The organism is Bradyrhizobium yuanmingense (assembly GCF_900094575.1).
Classification (GTDB): domain Bacteria; phylum Pseudomonadota; class Alphaproteobacteria; order Rhizobiales; family Xanthobacteraceae; genus Bradyrhizobium; species Bradyrhizobium yuanmingense.
The window spans coordinates 25,707-50,434 of record NZ_FMAE01000012.1 but is presented as its reverse complement, the minus strand read 5'-3'; the positions used below and the strand labels follow the sequence as shown (position 1 = coordinate 50,434).

The 24,728-nt window shown below is 65.9% G+C and carries 20 protein-coding genes; 10 read left to right on the top strand and 10 right to left on the bottom strand.

The window, feature by feature from the left end:
• Window positions 1–41: 41 nt before the first annotated feature.
• Genes GA0061099_RS33345 through GA0061099_RS33335 form a run of 3 tightly spaced genes read left to right on the top strand, consistent with a single transcriptional unit; the run spans window position 42 to window position 2,855 of the window.
• Complete coding sequence (locus GA0061099_RS33345; protein WP_036030239.1) at window positions 42–1,175, top strand: MlaE family ABC transporter permease; 1,134 nt, start codon at window positions 42–44, stop codon at window positions 1,173–1,175.
• A 2-nt stretch (window positions 1,176–1,177) separates the two neighbouring features.
• Window positions 1,178–1,960 carry an ABC transporter ATP-binding protein gene (locus GA0061099_RS33340; RefSeq protein ID WP_036030235.1) on the top strand — a complete coding sequence of 261 codons (783 nt, stop codon included), beginning with the start codon at window positions 1,178–1,180 and terminating at the stop codon, window positions 1,958–1,960.
• A gap of 28 nt (window positions 1,961–1,988) precedes the next feature.
• Window positions 1,989–2,855, top strand: coding sequence for an MlaD family protein (locus GA0061099_RS33335; protein WP_036015558.1), 867 nt, complete (start codon window positions 1,989–1,991; stop codon window positions 2,853–2,855).
• 143 nt (window positions 2,856–2,998) lie between these two features.
• On the opposite strand, the gene GA0061099_RS33330 is transcribed toward GA0061099_RS33335, so the two are convergent.
• The gene (locus tag GA0061099_RS33330; protein ID WP_036030232.1) at window positions 2,999–8,767 is read right to left on the bottom strand and encodes an apolipoprotein A-IV repeat region-like domain-containing protein; all 5,769 of its coding nucleotides are present in this window, start codon (window positions 8,765–8,767) and stop codon (window positions 2,999–3,001) included.
• Window positions 8,768–9,163: 396 nt separating this feature from the next.
• On the opposite strand from GA0061099_RS33330, the gene GA0061099_RS33325 reads away from it, so the two are divergent.
• Both GA0061099_RS33325 and GA0061099_RS33320 read left to right on the top strand, forming a co-directional pair.
• Window positions 9,164–9,538, top strand: a complete 375-nt coding sequence (locus GA0061099_RS33325; RefSeq protein WP_085969292.1) for an Hpt domain-containing protein — start codon at window positions 9,164–9,166, stop codon at window positions 9,536–9,538.
• A gap of 165 nt (window positions 9,539–9,703) precedes the next feature.
• A complete protein-coding gene (locus GA0061099_RS33320) occupies window positions 9,704–10,024 on the top strand; it encodes a 2Fe-2S iron-sulfur cluster-binding protein (RefSeq protein WP_008143731.1) in 321 nt (106 codons plus the stop codon).
• Window positions 10,025–10,154: 130 nt separating this feature from the next.
• On the opposite strand, the gene GA0061099_RS33315 is transcribed toward GA0061099_RS33320, so the two are convergent.
• Window positions 10,155–10,622 carry an acyl-CoA thioesterase gene (locus GA0061099_RS33315; RefSeq protein WP_036030229.1) on the bottom strand — a complete coding sequence of 156 codons (468 nt, stop codon included), beginning with the start codon at window positions 10,620–10,622 and terminating at the stop codon, window positions 10,155–10,157.
• A gap of 182 nt (window positions 10,623–10,804) precedes the next feature.
• On the opposite strand from GA0061099_RS33315, the gene GA0061099_RS33310 reads away from it, so the two are divergent.
• The 3 genes from GA0061099_RS33310 (at window position 10,805) to GA0061099_RS33295 (ending at window position 13,211) form a co-directional block, all read left to right on the top strand.
• Window positions 10,805–11,833: an NAD(P)/FAD-dependent oxidoreductase gene (locus tag GA0061099_RS33310; RefSeq protein WP_036030226.1), complete on the top strand. Its 1,029-nt coding sequence runs from the start codon at window positions 10,805–10,807 to the stop codon at window positions 11,831–11,833.
• 173 nt (window positions 11,834–12,006) lie between these two features.
• Window positions 12,007–12,600 carry a DUF2147 domain-containing protein gene (locus GA0061099_RS33305; protein WP_036030223.1) on the top strand — a complete coding sequence of 198 codons (594 nt, stop codon included), beginning with the start codon at window positions 12,007–12,009 and terminating at the stop codon, window positions 12,598–12,600.
• A 257-nt stretch (window positions 12,601–12,857) separates the two neighbouring features.
• On the top strand, window positions 12,858–13,211 hold the full coding sequence (locus tag GA0061099_RS33295; RefSeq protein WP_036015590.1) for a hypothetical protein: 354 nt from the start codon (window positions 12,858–12,860) through the stop codon (window positions 13,209–13,211).
• Between the two features lie 57 nt (window positions 13,212–13,268).
• Here the strand turns inward: GA0061099_RS33295 and GA0061099_RS33290 are convergent, their stop codons facing one another.
• The 3 genes from GA0061099_RS33290 to GA0061099_RS33280 all read right to left on the bottom strand — a co-directional run bounded on the left by GA0061099_RS33290 (window position 13,269) and on the right by GA0061099_RS33280 (window position 15,773).
• The gene (locus GA0061099_RS33290; RefSeq protein WP_036030219.1) at window positions 13,269–13,538 is read right to left on the bottom strand and encodes a hypothetical protein; all 270 of its coding nucleotides are present in this window, start codon (window positions 13,536–13,538) and stop codon (window positions 13,269–13,271) included.
• 193 nt (window positions 13,539–13,731) lie between these two features.
• Complete coding sequence (locus GA0061099_RS33285; protein ID WP_036030218.1) at window positions 13,732–15,096, bottom strand: sensor histidine kinase; 1,365 nt, start codon at window positions 15,094–15,096, stop codon at window positions 13,732–13,734.
• On the bottom strand, window positions 15,093–15,773 hold the full coding sequence (locus GA0061099_RS33280; RefSeq protein ID WP_036015597.1) for a response regulator transcription factor: 681 nt from the start codon (window positions 15,771–15,773) through the stop codon (window positions 15,093–15,095). Before GA0061099_RS33280 ends, GA0061099_RS33285 begins: the two co-directional genes overlap by 4 nt.
• 355 nt (window positions 15,774–16,128) lie before the next feature.
• Here GA0061099_RS33280 and GA0061099_RS33275 point away from each other — a divergent pair, with 355 nt between their 5' ends.
• Together GA0061099_RS33275 and GA0061099_RS33270 are read left to right on the top strand one after the other, a co-directional pair.
• Window positions 16,129–17,016 (top strand): MipA/OmpV family protein, encoded by an 888-nt coding sequence (locus GA0061099_RS33275; RefSeq protein WP_036030215.1) that lies wholly within the window; start codon window positions 16,129–16,131, stop codon window positions 17,014–17,016.
• A 3-nt stretch (window positions 17,017–17,019) separates the two neighbouring features.
• Window positions 17,020–17,760 (top strand): hypothetical protein, encoded by a 741-nt coding sequence (locus tag GA0061099_RS33270; RefSeq protein WP_036030212.1) that lies wholly within the window; start codon window positions 17,020–17,022, stop codon window positions 17,758–17,760.
• A gap of 60 nt (window positions 17,761–17,820) precedes the next feature.
• On the opposite strand, the gene garD is transcribed toward GA0061099_RS33270, so the two are convergent.
• The 5 genes from garD to GA0061099_RS33245 form a co-directional block, all read right to left on the bottom strand.
• Window positions 17,821–19,362: a galactarate dehydratase gene (gene garD / locus GA0061099_RS33265; protein ID WP_036030208.1), complete on the bottom strand. Its 1,542-nt coding sequence runs from the start codon at window positions 19,360–19,362 to the stop codon at window positions 17,821–17,823.
• Between the two features lie 161 nt (window positions 19,363–19,523).
• Window positions 19,524–20,972, bottom strand: a complete 1,449-nt coding sequence (locus GA0061099_RS33260; RefSeq protein ID WP_036030203.1) for an aldehyde dehydrogenase family protein — start codon at window positions 20,970–20,972, stop codon at window positions 19,524–19,526.
• Between the two features lie 23 nt (window positions 20,973–20,995).
• On the bottom strand, window positions 20,996–22,339 hold the full coding sequence (gudD, locus tag GA0061099_RS33255; protein WP_036030201.1) for a glucarate dehydratase: 1,344 nt from the start codon (window positions 22,337–22,339) through the stop codon (window positions 20,996–20,998).
• Window positions 22,340–22,363: 24 nt separating this feature from the next.
• Complete coding sequence (gene kdgD, locus GA0061099_RS33250) at window positions 22,364–23,308, bottom strand: 5-dehydro-4-deoxyglucarate dehydratase (protein ID WP_036030198.1); 945 nt, start codon at window positions 23,306–23,308, stop codon at window positions 22,364–22,366.
• Window positions 23,309–23,431: 123 nt separating this feature from the next.
• On the bottom strand, window positions 23,432–24,337 hold the full coding sequence (locus GA0061099_RS33245; protein WP_036015611.1) for a LysR family transcriptional regulator: 906 nt from the start codon (window positions 24,335–24,337) through the stop codon (window positions 23,432–23,434).
• Between the last annotated feature and the right edge of the window lie 391 nt (window positions 24,338–24,728).

Genomic DNA, 24,728 nt, shown 5'->3' with positions numbered 1-24,728 from the left:
CGCAACCATCTGATTTTCTCCGCCCCGGCGCGGGAGCGGACATGAGTGGCGATCCGAAGCTGGAACGGATTGCCAAGGGCAACGCGCTGGCACTGTGCGCCACCGGCACCTGGACCGCGAGCTTTGCGCCGGTCCTGGAGCGCATGGTGGCGGACGCCGAGAAGCTCGCAGGCACCCCGCAAAGCATCTTCATCGACGTCTCCGAGGTCGCCAAGCTCGACACGTTCGGTGCCTGGCTGATCGAGCGGCTGCGCCGCAGCCTGACCCAGGGGGCCGTCGAGGCGCAGATCGCGGGGCTCTCCGCCAATTATTCCAGCCTCGTGGACGAGGTGCGGCGGGTCAGGGGGGCGGCCGTGGTCGACAGCGACCCGATCACCATCTCCGGGATGCTGGAGCAGATCGGCCGGACCGTGGCCGGCGTCGCCGGCACGGTGGCAGGCCTCGTCGACATGCTGGGGGCCGTGCTCGCGGCGTGGTTTCGCGTCCTGATTCATCCGCGCTCGTTCCGCCTGACCTCGACCGTGCATCACATGGAGCAGGTCTGCTGGCGCGCGGTGCCGATCATCGTGCTGATCACCTTCCTGATCGGCTGCATCATCGCGCAGCAGGGCATCTTCCATTTCCGCCGCTTCGGCGCCGACATCTTCGTCGTCGACATGCTCGGCGTGCTGGTGCTGCGCGAGATCGGCGTGCTCCTGGTCGCGATCATGGTCGCGGGCCGTTCGGGCAGCGCCTACACCGCCGAGCTCGGCTCGATGAAGATGCGCGAGGAGATCGACGCGCTGCGCACCATGGGGTTCGATCCGATCGAGGTCCTGGTGCTGCCGCGCATGATGGCGCTGGTGCTGGCGCTGCCGATCCTCGCATTCCTCGGCGCCATGGCCGCGCTCTATGGCGGCGGTCTGGTGGCCTGGCTCTATGGCGGCGTCCAGCCCGAGGCCTTCCTGCTGCGCCTGCGCGACGCCATCTCGATCGACCATTTCATCGTCGGCATCGTCAAGGCGCCGGTGATGGCCGCCGTGATCGGCATCGTCGCCTGCGTCGAAGGGCTCGCCGTGCAGGGCAGCGCGGAATCGCTGGGTCAGCACACCACCGCGTCGGTGGTGAAGGGCATCTTCTTCGTCATCGTCATGGACGGCATCTTCGCCATCTTCTTCGCCTCGATCGGGATGTGACGATGGCAAGAGAAACTCAAAGCGAGATACAGGACCCGATCATCCGCGTCCGCGACATCACCGTGCAGTTTGGCTCAACGCGCGTGCTGGACGGGCTCAACCTCGACGTCAAGCGCGGCGAGATTTTGGGATTTGTCGGCCCCTCGGGCGCGGGCAAGTCGGTGCTGACGCGCACCATCATCGGCCTCGTGCCGAAGGTCGCGGGCTCCATCGAAGTGTTCGGCGTTGACCTCGATTCATCGAGCGCGTCGCAGCGGCGCAATGTCGAGCGGCGCTGGGGCGTCCTGTTCCAGCAGGGCGCGCTGTTCTCCTCGCTGACCGTGCGGCAGAACATCCAGTTTCCGATGCGCGAATATTTGCGCGTCTCGCAGCGGCTGATGGACGAGATCACCATGGCCAAGCTCACGATGGTCGGCCTCAAGCCCGAGGTCGCCGAGCGTTTCCCGTCCGAACTCTCCGGCGGCATGATCAAGCGCGTGGCGCTGGCGCGTGCGTTGTCGCTCGATCCCGACCTCGTCTTCCTGGACGAGCCGACCTCCGGCCTCGATCCGATCGGCGCGGGCGACTTCGACGAGCTGGTTCGGACCCTGCAGCGCACTTTGGGGCTGACGGTTTTCATGGTAACCCACGACCTCGACAGCCTATACACAGCATGTGACCGCATCGCCGTTTTAGGGAACGGTAAGATCATTGCGGCAGGGTCGATCGCCGACATGCAGGCCTCGCAGCATCCCTGGCTGAGGCAGTATTTTCATGGCAAGCGCGCCCGCGCGGTCATGGGTTGAGAGCTGGGTTGAGTAGCCGGAGCACCTGATGGAAACGCGGGCGAACTACATTTTGATCGGCTCGTTCACGCTGGCGGTGATCGCCGCCGCGATCGGCTTCGTGCTGTGGTTTCAGTCGCTGCACACGACCAAGCAGCGCAGCCCCCTGCGCGTCGTGTTCGAGGGCCCGGCGGCGGGCCTGCGCAACGGCGGCAGCGTCAATTTCAACGGTATCAGGGTGGGCGAGGTGGTCTCGGTGAAGCTGGACAACCCGCGGCGGGTTGTCGCACTCGCCATGATCGAGAATAACGCCCCGATCCGCAAGGACACCCTGGTCGGCCTCGAATTCCAGGGTCTCACCGGCGTTGCGGCGATCTCGCTGAAGGGCGGCGAGGAGGCCGCGCCGGCTCCGCCGCTCGACCAGGACGGCATCCCGACGCTCACGGCCGACCCCAACAAGCTCCAGGATGTCACCGAGGCGATCCGCGCCACGCTGCAGAACGTCAACAAGATCGTCGCCGACAATCAGGAATCGGTGAAGAACTCGCTGAAGAACCTCGAGACCTTTACCAACTCGCTGGCGCGCAATTCCGAAAAGATCGACGCCGTGATGGCCAAGGTCGACGGCGTCATGCTCAAGGCCGACAATCTCATGCTCGGCCTCAACACGCTGGCCGGCGGCAAGGACGGCGGCGAGCTGTTCCAGGCGGTGAAGTCGATCCGCGAGCTAGCCGAAGATTTCGACAAGCGCTCGGGCGCTCTGATGGCCGACGGCCGCCGCACCCTCGGCGACATTAGCCGCGCCGTGAACAATTTCGACCGCAACCCGACCCGCGTCCTGTTCGGCGCCAGCAACTCGTCGCAGCCCGCCCCGCCGCCCGAGCCGCCGAAGCCTGCGGCAGCGCCGAGGCGGTAGGCGGTAGGAAAGCGCGAATGGGGAGTGGCGAATAGCGAGTAGCGTATACAGCCTTCCTCACGGATCGATCCCAAACAAAAACGGAGCCCGCGAGGGCTCCGTTTTCATTCGCTATTCGCAATTCGCCATTGGCGAGCTTCCGCTCACCCCAGCCGGCCCGCCGCGTGCGCGAGCAGGGTGTAGACCAGGCCCGTTTCCGAGATCAGGTGGCTGCGCAGCTCCTGCGGGCCGCGGCCGTCGCGGGCGACTTCGTCGAGCAGGCGCTCGAACTCGGCGACGTAGCGGTCGACCGTGCCCTTGAAGTTGCGGTCGGCGCGGTACTTGCGGGCGACCTCGTCGAAGGCCTTCTGGCCGGCGGGCGTGTACAGGCGCTTGGTGAAGGCCTTGTTCTCGCCGCGCTGGTAGCGGTCCCACATCTCGGCGGCGAGGTTGCGGTCCATCAGCCGGCCGATGTCGAGCGACAGCGATTCCAGCGGATTGCTGCTTGCCTGCGGCGCCTGCGGCTGCGGCGCGGGCGCCGCGCGGCCACGCGGAGCCTGACCGGCCGGTGCGCCCTGATTGGCGTCGGTGCGGTTGAGCAGGTCCGACAGCCAGCCGTCACGGCCCTGGTCGTTGCCACCGGGCGCGACCGGCGGCGCTTCGGTGCGGCGCCCGGCCGGCATGCCGAGGTCCGGCGGCGGCAGCGTCGAGGCGCTGCCGATGTCGCGCATGCGGGTCTCGGGAGCCCGGCCGCCGACGGCGGCCAGCACCGGCTCTTCCTGGCGTTGCACGCTGGCGCGGCCCGCCGTGGTGACGTCGAGCCCGCGGCCGTGCTGGGCCACGATGCGGTTGAGCTCGGCGAGCGCCTCGATCTGGTCGACGATCACCTTGCGCATCTGCGCCGTGCTCTCGGCGGCCTCCTGCGGCATCTCGAGTACGCCGCGGCGCAGCTCGTTGCGGGTGGCTTCGAGCTCGTTGTGCATCTCCAAAGCCATCTGCTTCATGCTGGCGACGAGGTTGGTGAACTTCTCGGTCGACTGCTTGAACATCGTATCCGCCTCGTCCGTGGTCTGGCGGTAGATGTCGTGCATGGCCTCGATGGTCTGCCGGTGCTCCTCTTCAGACGCCGCGCGCACCGCCTCGAACTGACGGGTGATCGCGGCCGAGCCGGCGCCGGCGGTCTCGGCGACGACGCGGGCGATGTCGCGGGCGCGCTCTTCGGCCGCGGCAAGCGATTCATCGAGCAGGCCGGTGAAGCGCGACAGCCGCTGGTCGAGATCGGCCGTGCGCAGGTCGATCGTGGTGACGAGCGATTCCAGTGCCTGCTTGCGTTCGGCGAGCGAGGCAGTGGTGTTCTTGTTGCTCTGCTCGACGACCTGCGCGGCCTCGACCAGCGCCTGGCCATGCTTGTCGAACTGGGTCGACAGCTCGCCGAGATCCTGCAGCGCCTTCGTGGTCTTGCTGTTGAAGACGTTGAGCTGCTCTTCCAGGTTCTGCGTCGCCGCGCCGTTGCGCGAGGTGACGTCGTTCATCGCCGAGACGAAGTCGGCGACGCGGGTCACCAGCGCCCGCTCGAGCGAGTTGAGGTTGTCGTGCGCACCGGTCAGCACCTCCTGGAGCAGGATGTTGCCTTCGCGCAGGCGCTCGAACAGGGCGACCGTGTCGGTGCGCAGGATCTTGCTGGTCTCCTGCATCTCCGTCACGGCCGCGATCGAGACCTGGCGCGACTGGTCGATCGCGGAACGCGAGGCCTGCTCGAGGTCCTTGAGCGACTTGCCGACGGCGCTGGTGGCGACCTCGCTCGCCGCGTTGATGGTGCGGGCGACTTCCGAGCCGTTGCCCATCATGGTCTGCGAGAAGGCCTGGCCGCGCGTCTCGATCGACTTCAGCGCGTCGGAGGTGACGCGGTCGATGTCGAGCGTGAGCTGGCTGGTCTTCGAGCCGATCGCGTCGACCAGTGCGCCGCGCTTGGCGTCGATCATGTTCGACAGGCGGTCGGCCTGCTGCTGCACGTAGGTGACGATCTCGTCGGTCTTGCCGGTCATGGCTTGACCGAAGCTGGAGCTGGCGGCGAGCACCGAGCGCTCGACGTCGGCCGAGCTCGACTTGACGCGCGAGCTCGCCTCGTTGGAGGCGGAGATCAGCGCGTTCTGGGCGTTGAGCGCGCTGGTCTGGATATCGTTGGTCGCGTTGGCGGCGGCCGCGCTCAGCGTACGCTCGATCTCGGTCGAGATCGTGCGGATCTGGCTCGCGGCGTCGGCCGAGGTAGAGGTCAGCGAGATCTGGGCTTCACGCGCGCTGTTGAGGATGGTCGAGGCGGTGTCGGCGCCGACCGCGGTCAGCGTGCGCTCGATGTCCGTCGTCAGCGACTTGATCTGGCCCGCCGCATCGGTCGAGGCGGAGATCAGCGTGCCCTGGGCCTCGCGCACGCCGCTGGTGAGCGCCTCGATGGTGGCGCCGCCGGCTGTCGCCAGCGCGCGCTGCATCTCGGCCGCGAGCGAACGGACCTGGCTGGTTTGTTCTGCGGAGACAGCAAGAAGGGTGCTCTGGGCGTCGCGGGCGCTGGTGGTGATCGTCTCGGCGGTGGTCTGGCCGACCTGAGAGAGCGAGCGATGCACTTCGGCCGCGAGCGACTTGACCTGGCTCGCCGCGTCCGAGGACGCCGTCACCAGCGTGCTCTGGGCCTCGCGGGCGCCGCTCATGATGGTCTCGGCCGTCGAGGTGCCCGCCATCGTCAGCGAGCGCTGCACGTCCGAGGACAGCGCCTTGATCTGGTTTGCGGTCTCGGTCGAGGCCGCGATCAGCGTGCTCTGCGCATCGCGGGCGCCGGCGGTGATCGACTCCGCCGTGGCGGTGCCGGCCATCGACAGCGAGCGCTGCACGTCGGCGGTGAGGGTCTTGACCTGGCTCGCCGCATCCGAGGACGCGGTGACAAGGGTGGTCTGCACCTCGCGGGCGCCGGCCAGGATCGAGGCCGCGGTGGCGGAGCCCGCCGCCGACAGCGTGCGCTCGACATCGGCCGCGAGCCCCTTGATCTGGGTGGAGGCTTCGCCCGAGGCCGCAACCAGCGTCGACTGCGCTTCGCGCGCGCTGGTCAGGATCGAGTTCGCCGCACCGGTGCCGACTGCGGTCAGCGCCTGCTCGACCTCGGCGGAGGTCATCTTGAGCTGGGCGTTGACATCGGAGGAGACCGTCAGCAGCGACTGCTGGGCGGTGCGCGCGCCGGTCTGGATGGTCTCGCTGGTGTTGACGACGAGGTTGGTGAGCGAGCGCTCGGCGTCCTCGACATGCGAGCGGATCGCGGTCGAGATCATCTCGGCGCGGGACATCATGTCCTCGCTGGCCTGGCGTCCGCTGCTTTCGATGCGGCCGGCCACGGCCTCGACGCGCGAGCCGAGCAGATCCTCGAACTGAGCCACGCGCACGTCGATGTCGCTGGCGACCGAGCCGACCTTGGTCTCGATGGCCTGCTGGATCTCCTGGAAGCGTGCCGTGACCGTGTCGGTCAGATGCGTGCTGCGGCCGTCGATGATCTCGGTGACGCCGGTGATGCGGCGGTCGACCGCCTCGATCGCCTGCGCGGTGCCGTCGGTGAGCGTCGAGGTCAGCAGCGTCAGGCGCGTGTCGATCGACTGCACGGCCTGCGATGCGCCGTTGGTCACGGCGGTGGTCAGGTAGGTGAGGCGGGAGTCGATGGATTCGAGCGCCTGCGTCGCGCCACCCGTGAGCGTGGTCGTGAGGTGGGTCAGGCGGGTGTCGATCGACTGGATGGTCTGCGATGCGCCGTCGGTCAGCGAGCTCGTGAGGTGGTTGAGGCGCGCATCGATGGTTTCAATGGCCTGCGAGGCACCGTCGGTGAGCGAGCTCGTGAGGTGATTGAGCCGTGCATCGATTGTTTCGATGGCCTGCGACGCCCCGCCGGTCAGCGACGTCGTGAGGTAGGTGAGGCGGGAGTCGATAGACTGGATCGCCTGCGCGGCACCGTCGCTCAGCGACGTCGCCAGCGTGTTGATGCGTCCGTCGATGGTCTCGGTCATCGACTTCGCGCGGCTGTCGAACGACAGCTCGAGCGCGGCGACGCGGCCGACGAGCTGCTCGTCGAAGGTCCTGATGTGGCCTTGGATGGTGCCGTCGAGGCTGGCGATCTTGCCGTTCAGCGAGGCGTCGATATTGCCGACGCGTTCGCCGATCGTGGTCTCGAACTGCACGAGGCGCTGGTCGAGCACCGCCGTGATCTGGCCGCCGTTCGACGTGAAGCGGGTGTCGAAATCGTCGACATAGGTCTTCAGTGTCTCGGCGATGTCCTGCGTGCGCTGGCCCATGCGCTCGACGATCTCGCCGCCGAAGGTCTTAACGGTGCGGTCGAATTCGGAGATGTGGCGGGTGATCAGCGCGCCCAGCGTGCCGGAGTCGCGGGCGAACTTCTCGACCAGCTCGGTGCCCTGGTTCCTCACCAGCTCGTCGAACGCGCTCATCTGCAGCGACAGCGAATCGTGCGCGGTCTCGGTCTGGCTGACGACCTTGGCGACCAGGGCGTTGACGGTGGCGTCGAGCGCCTCGCTGGCCTTGTCACCGCTCGTCATGATCTGGCCGGCGAGGCGGTTGCCGGCGTCGTCGATCTTGGCGGAGATGTCGTTGGACCGCAGCTCGAGCTCGAGCAGCAGCGAGTCCGACGAGTTCTTCAAGGAATCGTGCACCTGCTCGGTGCGCTCGGAGATGCCGTCGACGATCGCGGCGGAACGCTGCTCGAACTCGCCGGTGATGCGGTCGATGCGCTCGTTCAGCATCTCGTGGACGCGGTCGGCGAGGTCGACGAACTCGTCGTGGACGTGGCCGGTCTTGAAGTTGAGGCTGGTGGTCAGCCGCTCGCTGGCGTCGAGCACGGCGCGCGTGGTCTCGTTGCTGGCCTCCTCGAGACGGTCGAGCAGGTCGCCGCCGCGCTCGCCGAGCGCCAGGATCATGTTGTCGCCGGCATTGCTCAGCGCCTGGGTGATGTGGGCGCCGCGCTCTTCCAGAGCGCCGGTGATCGACTTGGCCACCTCGTCGACGCGGGAGGCGATCGCGTCCGAGATCAGCGCGATGTCGTGGCGCAGGTCGATCTGCACGCCGGAAATGGCGCTGCGAACCTGCTCGGCCTGGCCGACCAGGTTGTCGCGCTGATGCGCGATGTCCTGGAGCAAAGCGCGGATGCGCACCTCGTTGTCGGAATAGGCGCGTTCGAGCGCGGCGACCTCATTGGCGACCAGCGTCTCGAGCTCACCGGCGCGCGCGATCGCACGCTCGATGCCGTCGCCCATCGCCGCGACCTCGCGGCGGATGGCCTGGCCGACGGTGACCATGGAATCGGAGGCCGAGCCTTCCGGCTCGGAGAAGCGGATCGCGACCTGCGCCATCGCCTGCGCGATCATGCGCATTTCCTGGCCGCGCCAGACGAGGCTCGCGAGGAAGTAGAACAGCATGACCGGTGCGAAGAACATCGCGACGAGGCCGGCGATCACGAGCACGCCGCCGCTCTGGCCCATGGCGGCCTGGATCGAGGGCAGGAAGCCGAAGGTCAGCGCAGCGCATGCGGCGAGCCAGATGCCGGCGAAGATGGTGGCGAAGGTGTAGACGCTGCGGGCAGGGCGGCCCTTCTGCAGCGCCTGGAGCAGCTGGCCGATGGTCTCGCGATCGTCGTTGGCGGCGCGGCGCGCGGTGCGCGGCTCCTCGACCGGGTCGAACACGGTCGAGCGCTCGTTGGCGGCGGGGCGCGGCTCGAAGCTCGGCTCGTCGAAGACCGGAGGCGCGGCCGGCGGCACCGGGGGCGCCGTTTCGTTGCGCATTGCGGCGTTGCGGCTGGTATCGGCCGCGGTGTCGCTGATGTTCAGAGCTTCCTGGATTGCAGAAAGCGCAACTTCTGTAGGGTCTTTGACCTTTTTCGGAGTGTTCGCCATGTTCAGTCCGAGCCCTCGTTACTTGTACGCGTCCCCCCGCGAGCCCTGCGCGCGACGCAAGCCCACAGACCGGATCATGCCGCTTGCGCGGATCTCCGAGCCGTCCCCACCCGGACGGCTTGTCCGCCAATTTCTGCAACATCCTATTGGCAGAGCGTCGCGAATGAAATGCCCGCGATTAAGACATTCTTAATCATCGTTAACAGGATCGCGCCGTAACGCCTTAGCAATCAACGCAATTCTCAACCGGACTCGGCCAATTGCGGCAACTTTTCGTCAATAAACCGGCGGATCTGCGTCAAATCCCCCAAACATTTCGTTAACCATTTCCATGCTTGGGTGAGGGGAATCTGACCGCCGGACCGGCGGCCGTCGCGCGAAGCCGGGGCCTGCGCCATGACGCCTGAACTGCAAGGGATGGACTGGATGCCTTCGCCCCCGCTTGCGCCCATCGACAGCCCGCTCGACCTCGATCACCTCTCTCGAATGACGCTCGGCGACGCTGAGCTGGAGCAGGAAGTGCTGGCCATGTTCGCAGAGCAGGCGGCCCGTCTGCTCGCGGCGATGACCGCATTGCCGGCCGAGACCGGCACGCTTGCGCACAAGCTCAAGGGTTCGGCGCGCGGGATCGGCGCCTTTGCGGTCGCTGATGCCGCTGCCAGCCTGGAGACTGCGATCCGGACCGGCCATGGCCGGCCCCACGCCTTCGCCGCGCTGAAAGAGGCGGTGGCCGAGGCCCGCGCTGCCATCGCGGCGATGCTGAAGCGTTGAGCCGATACGTCCGGAGCCGGGCTCTAGTCGCTTGTTTTGACGCGTTTTCTTCCCGCAAAGCGGGAATCATTTGACTTCAAAACGCTATGGCGCCGGGCTGACCGACCCGTTATAGGACAGCCGGGACCCTCCTTCATTCAAAGCACCGCGGCAGCACGAGCACACATGGCCAAGATTCACTTTGTCGACCACAAGGGCGAAACCCGCACGGTGGAAATCGAGAACGGCGCAACCGTGATGGAAGCTGCGATCCGCAACAGCATTCCCGGCATCGAGGCCGAATGCGGCGGCGCCTGCGCCTGCGCAACCTGCCATGTCTATGTCGACGAAGCCTGGCGCGAGAAGGTCGGCAGCCCGACGCCGATGGAAGAGGACATGCTCGACTTCGGCTTCGACGTGCGCCCGAATTCGCGCCTGTCTTGCCAGATCAAGGTCTCCGACGAGCTCGACGGCCTCGTCGTGGCGACGCCCGAGCGCCAGGCCTGATCCGTCTCCAAGCAGACTGTCCAAGTCGACTAAAGCGCGATGCGATTAGGATGAATCGTCATCGCGCTTTAGGTTATTGTTTGAGCATGATCTTTTCGGAAAACCGCTACACACATTTCCGGATCATGCTCTAAATGCTCGGCGGCGCGACCTCGATGCCGCGCTTGTGCCAGGGTCTGAGCTTCTCGATCACCTCTGCGGTCAGCGGCGCCGGTCGGCGCGTCGCCTCGTCGAGCAGAACGCCGACCGACGTCGCCGACGCAATGCACGTGCCGTTCGAGAACACGACCTGCTCGAATGTCACCGACGTTCGCCCGAGCTTGACCACGCCGAGGCCGAGCTCGATCGAGCCGGGCCAGTGCAGCTCGGCGCGAAAATGCATGTCGAGCCGCACCATGATCCAGGCGAGCCCCGGCGGGGTCAGCCCGTATTCGGGAAGCTTCATCAGCGTGACACGGCCGGTCTCGAAATATGTGGCATAGACCGCGTTGTTGACGTGCTGGTTCGGGTCTAGGTCGCCGAACCGGACGTTGTCGCTGAGGCGAAACGGAAAGTCCTCAAGGCGCGGGGTCGTGTCGAGGCGGGCTGGTGCGTTCACCGATTGATCTCCGTCATATCCATCCTCGTTACAGCCCAGTTATTTTGGCCCGGCAAGTGGGCGCGGCTGCGGGGCGATCCCGCTTTTATGCCTTTCCTGTTCCATCCCCGTTGGCTAGACAGGCAGGGTCACCTCTGCCCAACGGGCGCCGTCCAACCGATAACGATCGATAAAGAGACGACATGAGCGACGTGATCAAAACCGATGTGCTGATTATTGGGGCCGGGCCGTGTGGTCTGTTCGCCGCCTTCGAGCTCGGCCTTCTCGACATGAAGGCGCATTTCGTCGACATCCTCGACAAGGTCGGCGGCCAGTGTGCCGAGCTCTATCCGGAAAAGCCGATTTACGACATTCCCGGCATTCCCCAGGTTTCGGGGCAGGGGCTGACCGACGCGCTGATGGAGCAGATCAAGCCGTTTCATCCGACCTTCCATCTCGGCGAGATGGTCGAGACCGTGGAGAAGATCGGCGATCCCTTGTTTCGCTGCACCACGGATGCCGGCAAGGTGTTCGAATGCAAGGTGGTGGTGATCGCGGCCGGCGGCGGCTCGTTCCAGCCCAAGCGCCCGCCGGTACCGGGTATCGAGGCCTATGAAGGCACCTCGGTGCATTACGCCGTGCGCAAGATGGAGACGTTCCGCGGCAAGAGCGTGCTAATCGTCGGCGGCGGCGATTCCGCGCTCGACTGGACGCTCAATCTGCATCCGATTGCGAAGCGCATCACGCTGCTGCATCGGCGCGACGAGTTTCGCGCCGCGCCCCATAGTGTCGAGCAGATGCGCGCGCTGGTTGCCGGCGGCAAGATGGATCTGCGGCTCGGCCAGGTCACCGCGCTCTCCGGCGCTGACGGAAAGCTCACCGGCGCGACCGTCAAGGGCAACGACAACAGCGTCACCGAAATCGCCTGCGACACCATGCTGCCGTTCTTCGGGCTGACCATGAAGCTCGGCCCGGTCGCGAATTGGGGCATCGCGCTGGAGAACAATCTGGTGCCTGTCGAGACGTCCGCGTTCGAGACCAATGTGCCGGGCATCTTCGCGATCGGCGACATCAACACCTATCCCGGCAAGATCAAGTTGATCCTGTGCGGCTTCCACGAGGGCGCGCTGATGTCGCAAAAAGCCCATCGCTATGTCTATCCGGAGAAGCGGCTCGTGTTCCAATACACGACCTCGTCCTCCAGCCTGCAAAAGAAGCTCGGTGTCAACTGACGGAAGCGTTCGGGGCGGCGATGCCCCATGTTTCTGGTGCTGGAACCGTTCGTGAAATCGCCGTAGTCTGCGGCCATTCCGGTCATAGGCTTGGCCAGGTTTTTGGCTTAGCACAGTTTGGCTCTGCGAAGTCTTGGCTCAGCAAAGGTGATTGGCTCAGCAAGGTGATCATAATGCGGACTCTCGTTTCCAGCTTTCGGCTGCCCTCCTTCCTGGCGCTCGCATTGTCGCTCGCGATCGTGACGCCGTGCGCGGCGCAGACCGCCGAGCCCACTGCGGCGGGCCTTTGGCAGAAGGTCGAAGACGGCAGGACGGTCGGATGGTTCCTCTTCGTAGATCGCAACGGCGTCTTCGAAGGCGTAATCGCAAAGACCTTCCCGCGGCCAACCGACGACCCGAACGAGGTCTGCTCCAAGTGCACCGACGATCGCAAGAACGCTCGGGTGCTCGGCATCTCCTTCGTCCGCGACATGAAGCGCGAAGGATTGAAGTACGAGGGCGGCAACGTGCTCAATCCGCGCGACGGCCAGATCTGGAAGGCCAACATGCGGGTCAGCCCCGACGGTCAGACCCTGACGTTGCGCGGCTATCTCGGCATCGCGCTGCTCGGCAAGGACGAGACCTGGACGCGCCTGCCCGATGCCAACATCGCGCAGGTCGATCCTGCCATCGTCGCAAAATACTTGCCCGCGCAGGCTGCTGCCGCCAAGCAACCGACGCCCGCGGCGAAGAAGGGCGGCGCGATGATGGCGCCGGCAAAGCAGTAAGGGCGCAAGCCGCGCGCTGCGCGGTCTCAATGGTCCTAGCGCAGCGTCTCCAGCCTGTGCGGCCACCTTCGCCGAAGGGCGAACGTGCCTCGGGCGCCCTCCAGTAGTTCCCCGGAATGCGCGCTGGCGCTGGATTTGCATAGCTGTCGGCAAAGCTGCTGGGGGAGCGAGTCGCCGTCTCCACGCCTGCCGCGCACCATGCGGAAGGCGGACGGCAGCGTTTGCCCCGCGGTGATCACTTCGACCGCGGAGACCACATGAAACGTGCAAGACAGTGTGCCGCCGTGCTGCTGGGGCTGGCGGTTCTGACGCATGCGGCGCTGGCGCGCGACGACGGCCGCTTCGCCAACTCGCCCCTGAAACCCTGGTTCGAGAGTCTGCGTAGCGAGTTCGGGCTATGCTGCTCGGATGCCGACGGCTACGTCATCGCCGACGTCGATTGGGAGTCCGATCGCGGTCGCTACCGCGTGCGCATCGACGACGAGTGGGTCGTGGTGCCTGACGGCGCCGTGATCACCGTCCCGAACAAGATCGGCCGCACCATGGTGTGGAAGCACTATATCGACGGTCATCCGCGCGTGCGCTGCTTCATGCCGGGCAGCATGACGTAGAGGCGCGTGGCCATTCCGGCCGGCGCGGAGCGCCGAGCCGGAACGACAACGCCAAGCTTAGCGCGCCTGGTTGTTCGAACCCGCGCTCGCGAGCTGCTTGATCCGCGGCGACAGCACGGCGACCTGCACGGGCGAGGCCGGCATGCCGGCGACGATCATCGCGGGGCTCGCAGACTGCTCCTGGACGCCGGCGCCGCCGAGCACTTGCACTTGCGTTGTCGTGATCGGAAACGACGTCACTTCGTAGGAGGGAAGCTCGCTGGCGAACGCGGCGGCCGAGCTCGCAATCATGGCGCCGGCAACGGCAATCATCGAGAGAACACGCATTGGAAAATCTCCGTGGAAGATGTCAATCGGAGGTTTGGTCGCCGCGATGGCAGAACAGGTTCGCCCGCGCGCGAACATTCCCGTTGTCTTCGGCGCAGATATTGATTGCGTGATGCGAAGGGACGAAACGCGGAAGACGTTTTCCGCGCCAATGTTTCCGGACGGTTTCGCGAAAAGCGCGCGATGCGCCCGCTCAATGCTCTTGCAGATCGAACTGCGCAGATCTCGCCGGCGCGGCGGCCGCGGCAAAGCGCAGGCGCATCGTCGTGCCGTAGCCGGGCGCGGAAGCGACGACCAGCTCCCCGCCATGCGCCGCCATGATCTCGCGGACGATCGACAGGCCGAGACCGGCGCCTGCACCTGCGGCGTTGCCGGTCTGAAACGGCTCGGTCAGCCTGTGTTCGGCGCCGTCGGGCAGGCCCGCGCCATCATCGTGAATAGCCACGCCATCGCAGCCGATCGTGGCGACGATGCGCCGCGCGCCATGGGCGTGGATGAGCGCGTTGCCGACGAGATTGGCAAGTGCACTTCGGATCGCAGCGTCTACGCCCTGCACCACGAAGGGACCTCTTCCCTCGTGCTCGAGCGCAAGCTCGATGCCGGCGTCCAGCGCCGACGGGCTGAAATCGGCCAGCACGTCCAGCGTGATCTGGGCAAGATCGATCGGCCGCTTCTCGATCGCATGATTTTGCAATCGCGCCAGGTCCAGCATCGCGGAGACCAGCGAGGTCAGCCGGCGGACGTCGCGCACCAGCTCGGCCTTCAGGGCCGGCTCGGGCACGTCCTCGATCTTGGCGCGCAGCAGCGTCAGCGGCGTGCGAAGCTGATGGGCGGCATTGCCGAGGAAGCGGCGCTGCATCCTGATATAGGCGTCGATCTCGCCGAAAGCGCGGTTCAGCGCCTCGACCAGCGGCTTCAACTCGCGAGGGACCTCGGACAGCGATATCAAACCTTGCGGCGCCGAGGGGTCGATCGCGAGCGCGCGACGCGCCACCCGCTCGATGCTGCGAGAGACGAAACGTGCGGCAAGCGCTGAACCGATGGCGACGGTCGCGGCAAAGGCCAGCGCCACCAGGGCGATCGAAAAGACCCTGCGGAGGAGAAAAGTCCTTGCAATCCGGCCAAAGCGAACCTGAGGCTCGCCGACCATCATCGCGAGCCGCAACGGGCCCCGTTGCACGGCGGAAAGACAGAAGGTGCTCTTCTGGTCGAGCGTGCTGAAAACGGACGAGCCGATGGGCCCGTGGTAGGGCAGCACGAAGGGAAGGGGAGGCCGGTGTTCGCTGCCGTACTCGCTGAGCAGGTCGCCCGCGGACACCACGTACCAGAGGTTTGGGCTGTCCAGCTTCAATTCCTCGAGCGCAGGAGTCGAGCGTATTATCAGTCTTTGCCCTTCGATCACCGTCGCGCGATCGAGAACGGCCGCCACGACCTGGCAGGCCCTGAACTCGCGCTCCTCCGTCGGGTAACGCCATATGAAGAGGCCAAGCATGATCAGGAAGATCGTGGTGGCGGCGATACCGAGCGAGAACGCAAAGGTTCGGGCGATTGACTTCATCGCGGCGTTGCCAGCCGCAGGATGTAGCCGATGCCCCGCATGCTGCGGATCTCGACGTCGCCGCCAAGTTCGGCCAGTTTCTTGCGCAAGCGCGAGACCTGCGCCTCAAGCGTGTTGGACTCGATCTCGTCGTCGAAGCCGTAGATCTCCTCGATCAGGGCGGCGCGGGTGATGACGCGGTCGCGCCGCATCAGCAGCGCCCCCAGGATCAGCGCCTCGCGCCGGCGCAGCAGGATCCTGGTGTCGGCGACTACCGCCTCGTTGCTGCCGAGGTGCAACTCGACGTTGCCGAGCGACAGCACCGATGGGGCCAGCAGCCGAGGCCGGCGCAGCACCGCGCGCACGCGCGCAAGCAGCTCCTGCGGCTCGAACGGCTTGCCGAGATAATCGTCGGCCCCGCCATTGAGCCCTTCGACGACATCCTCCTTGGCGTCCTTGGACGTCAGCATGATGATTGCGGGCCGCTCCGCCGATTGGCTCAGCGCCGTGACCACCTGGAGCGCATCTCCGTCGGGTAGCATCCGGTCGACGATCGCCAGATCATACTTGAAATTGTTCAGTGCCTGGCGGGCATCGGCGATCGAGCCGACGAGGTCGACGATGCCGTGCAATTGCCCGAGCAGCCGGCTGACATAGGCGCCGATCTGTGGTTCGTCTTCGATCACGAGGGAGCGCACGCGGGTCGTCCTTGACTCTGCTGGGGCAACAAAACCCTGACCGTGACGCTCCCTGGCCGAATTCTGGCGCTTCGGCTCGTGCGCGAGGGTTCCCTTAAAGGCAGCGAGCTTGGCGAATAAAAGGCAGGACCGGGTGAGCGCGCGGGCACGGCCCGTCACGTTTTTGAGGGCGTGATCGCGGCGGTGCAATGTTGGGGCAATGTTGATCCGGCGGGCGTGCCTGCCAGCGCCGGACATGGCCCTGGGGAGCATCCGATCGCACCTTGCAATCTTCGGGCAATTTAGCCGGACCAGATGCTGTGGCTCCTAACCACAACAATCGACTCGGCCTGCAAGGCCGGTCCGGGGCCCCGCAATGAATGATTTCGAAGAAGCCGCTCTCCGCCTCGCGGCGATTGTGCGGCGGACGACCGCCTGTCTCGCCGCACTCGGTGCGATCATGGCGACTGCGCCATCAGTCTCGGCGCAGACCGCCTTCACGCTGCCAGCGCCGCCATTGGAGCTGCCGATGCTGCCCTCGCCGTCGGGAAACTGGACCGTCATGGTCGGAATCGGCGGCGAATACAGGCCCGAGTTCGTGGGATCGAACAACGGGAAGTTTCTTCCGATCCCGATCTTCTCCATCCGCCGCGCCGGATCGATCGACCAGTTTCGCGGACCGCGCGACAGCGCCAGCATCGCGCTGCTCGACATCGGCCATTTTCGCGCCGGCCCCGCGTTCAAATACGTCGCCTCAAGGAAGGCCGACAAATATGCCGAGCTGACCGGCCTTGGCAATGTCGACGCCGCCTATGAGCTCGGCGGCTTCGTGGAGTATTATCCGGTCGACTGGCTGCGCCTGCGCAGCGAGTTGCGCCAGGGCATGGGCGGCCATACCGGCACCGTCGCGGATGTATCTGCCGACGTCATCGTGCCGCTGATTCAAAGGCTGACGATCTCGGCCGGCCCGCGCTTCACCTGGAAGAGCACCAATGCCACTGCGCCGTATTTCGGCGTCGATGCCGTGCAGGCGCTGGCATCGGGGCTTCCGAGATACGATGCCAGAGGCGGTGCGCACTCGGTCGGTTTCGGCAGCCAGATCTCCTACCGCATCAACCCGCAGTGGGAGGTCCACGCCTATGTCGAGTACCAGAAGCTGCTCGGCGATGTCGCGGACAGCCCGCTGGTGAAGCTGCGGGGATCCTCTAACCAGACCACCGTCGGTCTCGGTGCGTCCTATTCGTTCGATTTCAGGATCCGATAGACCATGCGCGGCAAGATCATCCTAACTCTCGCCTGCGCGATCGCCAGCGTCGCGCTCGGTGCCGCCGCGGCGTTCGAGACGCGTGCGAGCCGGCTCCAGGCGATCAAGACCGTCGGCATCATCTCGGCGATCGGCGAGGAGATCAGCCTGACGCGAGCCGGCCTGACCGGGCTCGACAACGCCGCGCGGACCGCCTCGATCGGCGCATGGGGGCTGGACGAGCTGATCGTCCAGCAGGCGACGAAGCTGCTGAGCGGACGGTTTCATGTGCAGCCGGTGAGCTACCGGCGCGCGGCCTTCGCCGCAATCAGGGATTCGGCGGTCGCGCCGGTCAATCTGCTGCGGAGCGACCCGTTCAAGGAGCTGGTTCGCAGCGATGTCACGCCGCAGGGACTGGACGCATATATCGTCATCACCCGGGCGAGATCGAAGCTTGGAAACGGCCGCAATGTCGAGGGCGTCGGGTTCGCCGAATATCGGACGCTGCTTGCGGATTACGGACTGATCCACGCCTTGTACGAGGTTCGCATCATCGAGGGCAAGTCGTTCGACGTGATCGAGAAGAGGGCGGCCGCGCCGCTCGACAACACTGGAACGGTACGGATCGCCGGCCCGAGCGGACCGATCGAAGCGACGTTCGAGGACGCGGGTTCGAGCGAACGGCTGCGTGCGGCGATCGCGAACCTCATCGTCCGAAGCCTGCCGCTCACGCTGGGCGACATGCACTTGATCGAGGGACAGTGACGGTTCTGTTTTGACGCGTTTTCTTGACGCGAACCGGGACCCACTTCGCTCGGAAACGCTTTAGGTCACCGGCGCGGGATTGAACAGCGTGAGGTCGTTGTGGATGCCCCAGCGGTCCGACCAGGGTTTGGTTCGGCCGCTGGCGACATCGAGGATCAGGCGGAACAGGTCCCAGCCGGTCTCCTCGATGGACTTCTCGCCGGTTGCGATCTTGCCGGCGTCGAGGTCGATCAGGTCTTTCCAGCGCCGCGCGAGCTCGCTGCGCGTCGCGACCTTGATCACCGGTGCTGCCGCGAGGCCATAGGGCGTGCCACGGCCGGTGGTGAAAACTTGCAACGTCATGCCCGAGGCGAGCTGCAGCGTGCCGCAGATGAAGTCGGAGGCGGGTGTCGCGGCGAACAGCATGCCCTTCTGCGTCGCCTTCTCGCCGGGCGAGAGCACGCCGGCAATTGCGCTCGAGCCGGACTTGACGATCGAGCCCAGCGATTTCTCCACGATGTTGGCAAGGCCGCCCTTCTTGTTGCCGGGCGTGGTGTTGGCGCTGCGGTCGGCGCCACCGCGGGCGAGATAGGAATCGTACCAAGCCATCTCGCGCACCAGCGCGCGGCCGACGTCCTCGTTGATGGCGCGGCGGGTGAGCAGCTGGATCGCGTCGCGCACTTCAGTCACTTCCGAGAACATCACGGTGGCGCCGGCGCGCACCAGGAGGTCCGCGGCGAAGCCGACGGCGGGATTGGCAGTGACGCCGGAGAAGGCATCGCTGCCGCCGCATTGCAGGCCGATCACAAGGTCGGACGCCGGGCAGGTCTCGCGCTTGCGGGCGTTGAGCACCTTCAGCCGCGCCTCGGCCTGGGTCATGATCGCCTCGACGATCGCGCCAAAGCCGTCGAAAGCCTCGTCCTGCATTCGCACGATGGCGTCACCGACGCCTTCCGGCACCAGGCGTTCGGGCGCGAGCTTCTCGCAGCCGAGGCCGACAACGAGGATCTCCCCGCCGAAATTCGGGTTGAGCGCGAGGTTCTGCAGGGTGCGGATCGGCACCACCGCGTCGGGCGCGGTGATGGCGACGCCGCAGCCATAGGCGTGCGTCAGCGGCACGACGTCATCCACGTTCGGATATTTCGGCAGCAGCTCGGCGCGGATGCGCTTCACCGCATATTCCATCGTGCCCTTGACGCATTGCACGGAGGAGGAGATGCCGAGGATGTTCTTGGTGCCGACCGAACCATCCGGATTGCGGTAGCCCTCGAAGGTGAAGCCTTCGAGCGGCGGCAGCGGTGCGGGGACGGCGGTCGAGATTTCGAGCTTGTCGAGGGCAGGGGCCTCCGGCATGCGGATGCGCGCCTCGTCCACCCATTCGCCGGCCAGGATCGGCGACAGCGCGTAGCCGATGATCTCGCCATAGCGGACGATCGGTTCGCCTTCCGCGATGTCGACCAGCGCGGTCTTGTGTCCCTGCGGCACGAAGGCGCGCAACGTCAGGCCGCTGGCAAAGCGCGCGCCGGCGGGGAGCCCGAAATCATTGACCACGATCGCGACATTGTCGCGCTCGTTGAGCTTGATGTAGCGGGGCTGCTCTTTCGCTGCGACGTCCTGGTCCATCGAGGACTCCGAAGTGTAGGGTGGGTTAGCCCCGTGATTGCGCGGAAGCGCAATCACTCGGCGTAACCCACCAATGTCTGTATCTGCGGAAAGCAGAAGAGGTGGGTTACGCCAGCGGACTGCGCTACGCGCAGCCGCGGGCTAACCCACCCTACGATATCTCAGCCCGGGAACGTGTAAGCCGTCTTCACCGTGGTGTAGAACTCGCGCGCGTAGGAGCCCTGCTCACGGGCGCCGTAGCTCGAGCCCTTCCGGCCACCGAACGGCACGTGATAGTCGACGCCGGCAGTCGGCAGATTGACCATCACCATGCCGGACTCGCTATTGCGCTTGTAATGCGATGCGTATTTCAGGCTGGTGGTGCAGATGCCGGAGGCGAGGCCGAACTCGGTGTCGTTGGAGATGGCGAGCGCCTCTTCGTAATTCTTCGTACGAATGACGGCGGCGACCGGGCCAAAAATCTCCTCACGCGCGATGCGCATGTTGTTGTTGGCTTCGGTGAACAGCGCCGGCTGGAGATAGTGGCCGGGATTCTCGCGCTTTAGCAGCTCGCCGCCGAAGGCGAGCTTGGCGCCTTCGTCCTGGCCGATCTTGATGTAGCGGAGGTCCTGGTCGAGCTGGTTCTGGTCGACCACCGGGCCGATATGCACGCCGGCCTTGAGCGCATCGTCGACCGACAGGCTGTTCAGGCGCTCGGCCATGGCGGCGACGAAGCGGTCGTGGATGCCCTCGGTGACGATCAGGCGGGACGAGGCGGTGCAGCGCTGGCCGGTCGAGAAATAAGCGCCGTTGACGGCGACCTCGACGGCAGTCTTGAGGTCGGCGTCGTCGAGCACGACCAGCGGGTTCTTGCCGCCCATCTCGAGCTGGAACTTCTTCATGGGGTTCGAGAGCACGCAGGCCTGCGCGATCTTGCGTCCCGTCTGCACCGAGCCGGTGAAGGAGATCGCGGCGACGTCCGGATGCTCGAGCAGGGTCTGGCCGACCACCGAGCCGGAGCCGACGACGAGGTTGAACACGCCAGCGGGAATGCCGGAGCGGGTGATGATCTCAGACAGCGCATGCGCCGAGCCGGGCACCAGCTCGGCCGGCTTGAACACCACGGTGTTGCCGTAGCAGAGCGCCGGCGCGATCTTCCAGGCGGGGATCGCGATCGGGAAATTCCAGGGCGTGATCATGCCGACGACGCCGACCGGCTCACGGGTGAGCTCGACGTCGAGGCCGGGACGCACCGAGGCGCCCTTCTCGCCGATCAGGCGCAGCGCTTCGCCGGCGAAGAACGCGAAGATCTGGCCGGCGCGGGCGACCTCGCCGATGCCTTCGGGGAGGGTCTTGCCTTCCTCGCGCGCGAGCAGGCGGCCGAGCTCTTCCTTACGGGCGAGGATTTCAGTCGAGATCTTGTTGAGCGCGTCGTAGCGCGCCTGCGGGGTCGACTGCGCCCAGGCGGGGAAGGCGGCCTTCGCGGCGGCGATCGCCTTCTCGGTCTGCGCCTTGTCGGCCTTGGCATATTCGCCGACGAGATCATTGGTGTTGGAGGGATTGATGTTCCTGGTGACGCCGGAGCCGTCGACCCATTCGCCGCCGATGAAGTTCTTCAGGATCGCTGTCATCTTTTTCCTCCAGGGGAACGTTTCTAACGCACGAGGCAGGGACGCTTGTCGTCAAACGTCCAGCCGGGGATCAAGTCCTGCATGGCCATAGCGTCATCCCGCCCCCCAAGTCCATGCTTCTTGTAGAGCTCGTGCGCGGCCTCGATGGCGGGGCGGTCGATCTCGATGCCGAGGCCCGGGCGGTCCGGGACGGCGATCTTGCCACCCTTGATCTGGAGCGGCTCCTTCGTCAGCGCTTGACCGTCCTGCCAGATCCAGTGGGTGTCGATCGCGGTGACCTTGCCGGGGGCGGCGGCGCCGACATGGGTGAACATGGCAAGCGAAATGTCGAAATGGTTGTTGGAGTGCGAGCCCCAGGTCAGGCCGTTGTCACGGCAGGTCTGGGCCACGCGCACCGAGCCTTGCATGGTCCAGAAATGGGGATCGGCCAAAGGGATGTCCACGGCCCCGAGCCGCAGCGCATGGGAGAGCTGCCGCCAGTCCGTGGCGATCATGTTGGTGGCGGTCGGCAGGCCGGTGGCGCGGCGGAACTCGGCCATGATCTCGCGGCCGGAGAAGCCGGCCTCGGCGCCGCAGGGGTCCTCGGCATAAGCGAGGATGCCATGCATGCCCTTGCAGAGGCCGATCGCCTCATCGAGCGACCAGGCGCCGTTGGGGTCCAGCGTGACGCGCGCGCTGGGGAAGCGTTTTGCGATTGCGGTAACCGCCTCGATCTCCTGCTCGCCGCGGAGCACGCCGCCCTTGAGCTTGAAGTCGGCGAAGCCGTAATGGTCGTGGGTCGCCTCCGCAAGCCGCACCACGGCCTCTGGCGTCATCGCCTCCTGGTGGCGGAGGTTGAACCAGTCGGGCTTGCCGGTCTCGCCAGTCACGTAGTCGAGCTTCGACTTACGGCGGTCGCCAACGAAGAAGAGATAGCCGAGCGTCTCGACGCTGGTGCGCTGCTGGCCTTCGCCAAGCAGTGCTGCGACGGGCAGTCCGAGATGCTGGCCGAGCAGGTCGAGCAGCGCGGATTCGATCGCGGTGACCGCATGGATCATCACGCGAAGATCAAAGGTCTGCTTGCCGCGTCCGCCGACGTCGCGGTCGGCGAAGGCGGTACGGATATCGGCGAGGATGTTGTTCATCGCGCCGACCGTCTTTCCGATCACGAGGTCGCGCGCGTCCTGGAGCGTCTGCCAGATCTTCTGCCCGCCCGGCACCTCGCCGACGCCGGTGTGGCCGGCATTGTCGGTGAGGATGACGATGTTGCGGGTGAAGAACGGCGCATGCGCGCCGCTCAGGTTGAGGAGCATGCTGTCGCGGCCAGCGACCGGGATCACCTGCATCGCCGTGATAACAGGTGCGCCGGAAATCTCAGTCTGGGCCATCGCAGGCTCCTCCGTGTCGTCTTACTATTCTGCAGCCTGTTGTGACGATCGTGCGGCGGGCAGCTTCTGCACCAGTGCGGTCAGCTCCGCCATCTCCTGCTCGGTGAGATCAGTCAGCGGCGGACGGACCGGGCCGGAATCCCGGCCGATCACCTTCATGCCGGCCTTGATGATCGAGACCGCGTAACCCTTCTTGCGATTGCGGATCGCGATCAGCGGCAGGATGAAATCCTTCAGGCCGGCCTGGATCGTGGCGTGGTCGCGCTTGCGCACCGCGGCGTAGAAGTTGGTGGCGAATTCCGGCACGAAGTTGAACACGGCCGAGGAATAGGTCGTCACGCCCATGTCGAGATAGGGCAGCGCGAAGGTCTCGGCGGTCGGCAGGCCGCCGACATAGGTGAGACGATCGCCGAGCTTGGTGTAGACGCGGGTCATCAGCTCGATGTCGCCGATGCCGTCCTTGTAGCCGACGAGGTTGGGGCAGCGCTCGGCAAGGCGCGCGAGCGTGTCGGGCTGCAGGATCGCGTTGTCACGGTTATAGACGATGACGCCGATCTTCACGGCGGCGCAGACCGCCTCGACGTGGGCGGCAAGGCCTTCCTGCTCGGAATGGGTGAGATAGGGCGGCAGCAGCAGGAGGCCGTCGGCGCCGGCCTTTTCCGCACCGATCGCGATCTCGCGGGCGATCGCGGTGCCGTAGCCGGTGCCGGCGAGCACGGGCACGCGGCCCTTGGTCTCGTCGACGGCGACCTTCACGACCTGCGGAACTTCTGATGGCGTCAGCGAGAAGAACTCGCCGGTGCCGCCCGCGGCGAACAGGCCTGCGACGTCATAACCGCACAGCCAGTCCATGTTGGCGCGATAGGTCGCCTCGTCGAAGGAGTAGTCCGCCCTGAACGGCGTGACGGGGAAGGACAGGAGGCCCGATCCGATCTTCTGGGCCATTTCCTGCGGGGTCATCTTGCTCATGGGCGCTCCCTTCTCGTGTTGCGGAGGACGCAAGCAGAGGCCGCACGTCCATGCGCCGTGGTTTAGGAGACCGTTCGATGCGCGTCCAAGCCAAAGCCTATATCGACCGATGCGGATTGAGCATCAATCCTCCGCCACCTCCGCGGAGGACAATTCGCCGGCGATCTTGACGAGCGCCGACAGCAGCGGGTTCTCGTCCTCGCGCCGCCACACCATGAACAGCTCGACCGGAACGCGCGTGCGCAGCTTCAGCGGACGCAGGCGGACGTCGGAGATCTTCAGGCTCGCCGCTGCCGCCGGTACGATGGCGAGGCCGAGGCCGGCGCGCACCATCGCGAGGATCGAGTGGATCTGGCTGAGATGCTGGACGTAGCGCGGCAGCACGTCGGCGCGGGTGAACAGCGCCACCAGGAGATCGTGGAAGTAGCGGCTCTCATAGGGCGAGTACATCACGAAGGGCTGGTCGTCGAAATCCTTGATGGTGATGCCGTCGGCATTCGCCAGCGGATGCTTCTTCGGGATCGCCGCGAGCAGCGGCTCGGCGACGACGCGGCGGCTGGCAAGCTCGGGCCGCGCGATCGGCGGCCGCAGCAGGCCGGCATCGATCTGGCCAGAAGTCAGAGCCTCGAACTGATCGCCCGATACCATCTCCTTCAGAGAGAAATCGACCTCCGGCAGCTTGGCGCGGCAGGCGGCGATGAGTTCGGGCAGGAAGCCATAGGCCGCGGCCGCGGTGAAGCCGACCTTCAGCGAGCCGGTCTTGCCGAGCGCGATGCGGCGGGCCACCTGCGAAGCGCTTTCGGCAAGCTTGAGGATGCGTCGCGCCTCCGGCAGGAAGCTGCGCCCGGCCGGGGTGAGGCGCACCGAGCGGCTGGTGCGCTCCAAGAGCGGCGCGTCGATGATGTGCTCGAGCACCTGGATCTGCCGGGACAGCGGCGGCTGCGTCATGTTGAGCCGCACGGCGGCGCGGCCGAAGTGCAATTCCTCCGCCACCGTGACGAAACAGCGGAGCTGGTTGAGGTCGAACATCGATACATGCCTTAGATGAATAAGGCGTTTCCCCGGCACTTCTAGCATCGATCACCCCCAAAACAAAGACGGCGGCCTTGTGGGCCGCCGTTGAGTTGCCTGGTCAAGCTCCCATGGGAGCCCTCAGGAGGAACAGGCTGACGCGAGACAGCCTCACGTCCGCTGCGGACGCCACTGCGCTCATCACGCGCCACTCTTAGGCCTCGGCCGTTTGCCCGACACGAGTCCTAGAGGTGCGCGCGGCGAAGTGTCCAAGTTCAAGGCAGTATCGATCGATGCTGTTTTTGGATCGATGGAACGGCGAAGTGGGGGATGATCGGTGTTGGGAAACCCTATCAAACCACCGCTGTCATTCCCCGCGAAGGCGGGGAATCCAGTACGCAGCGGCGTC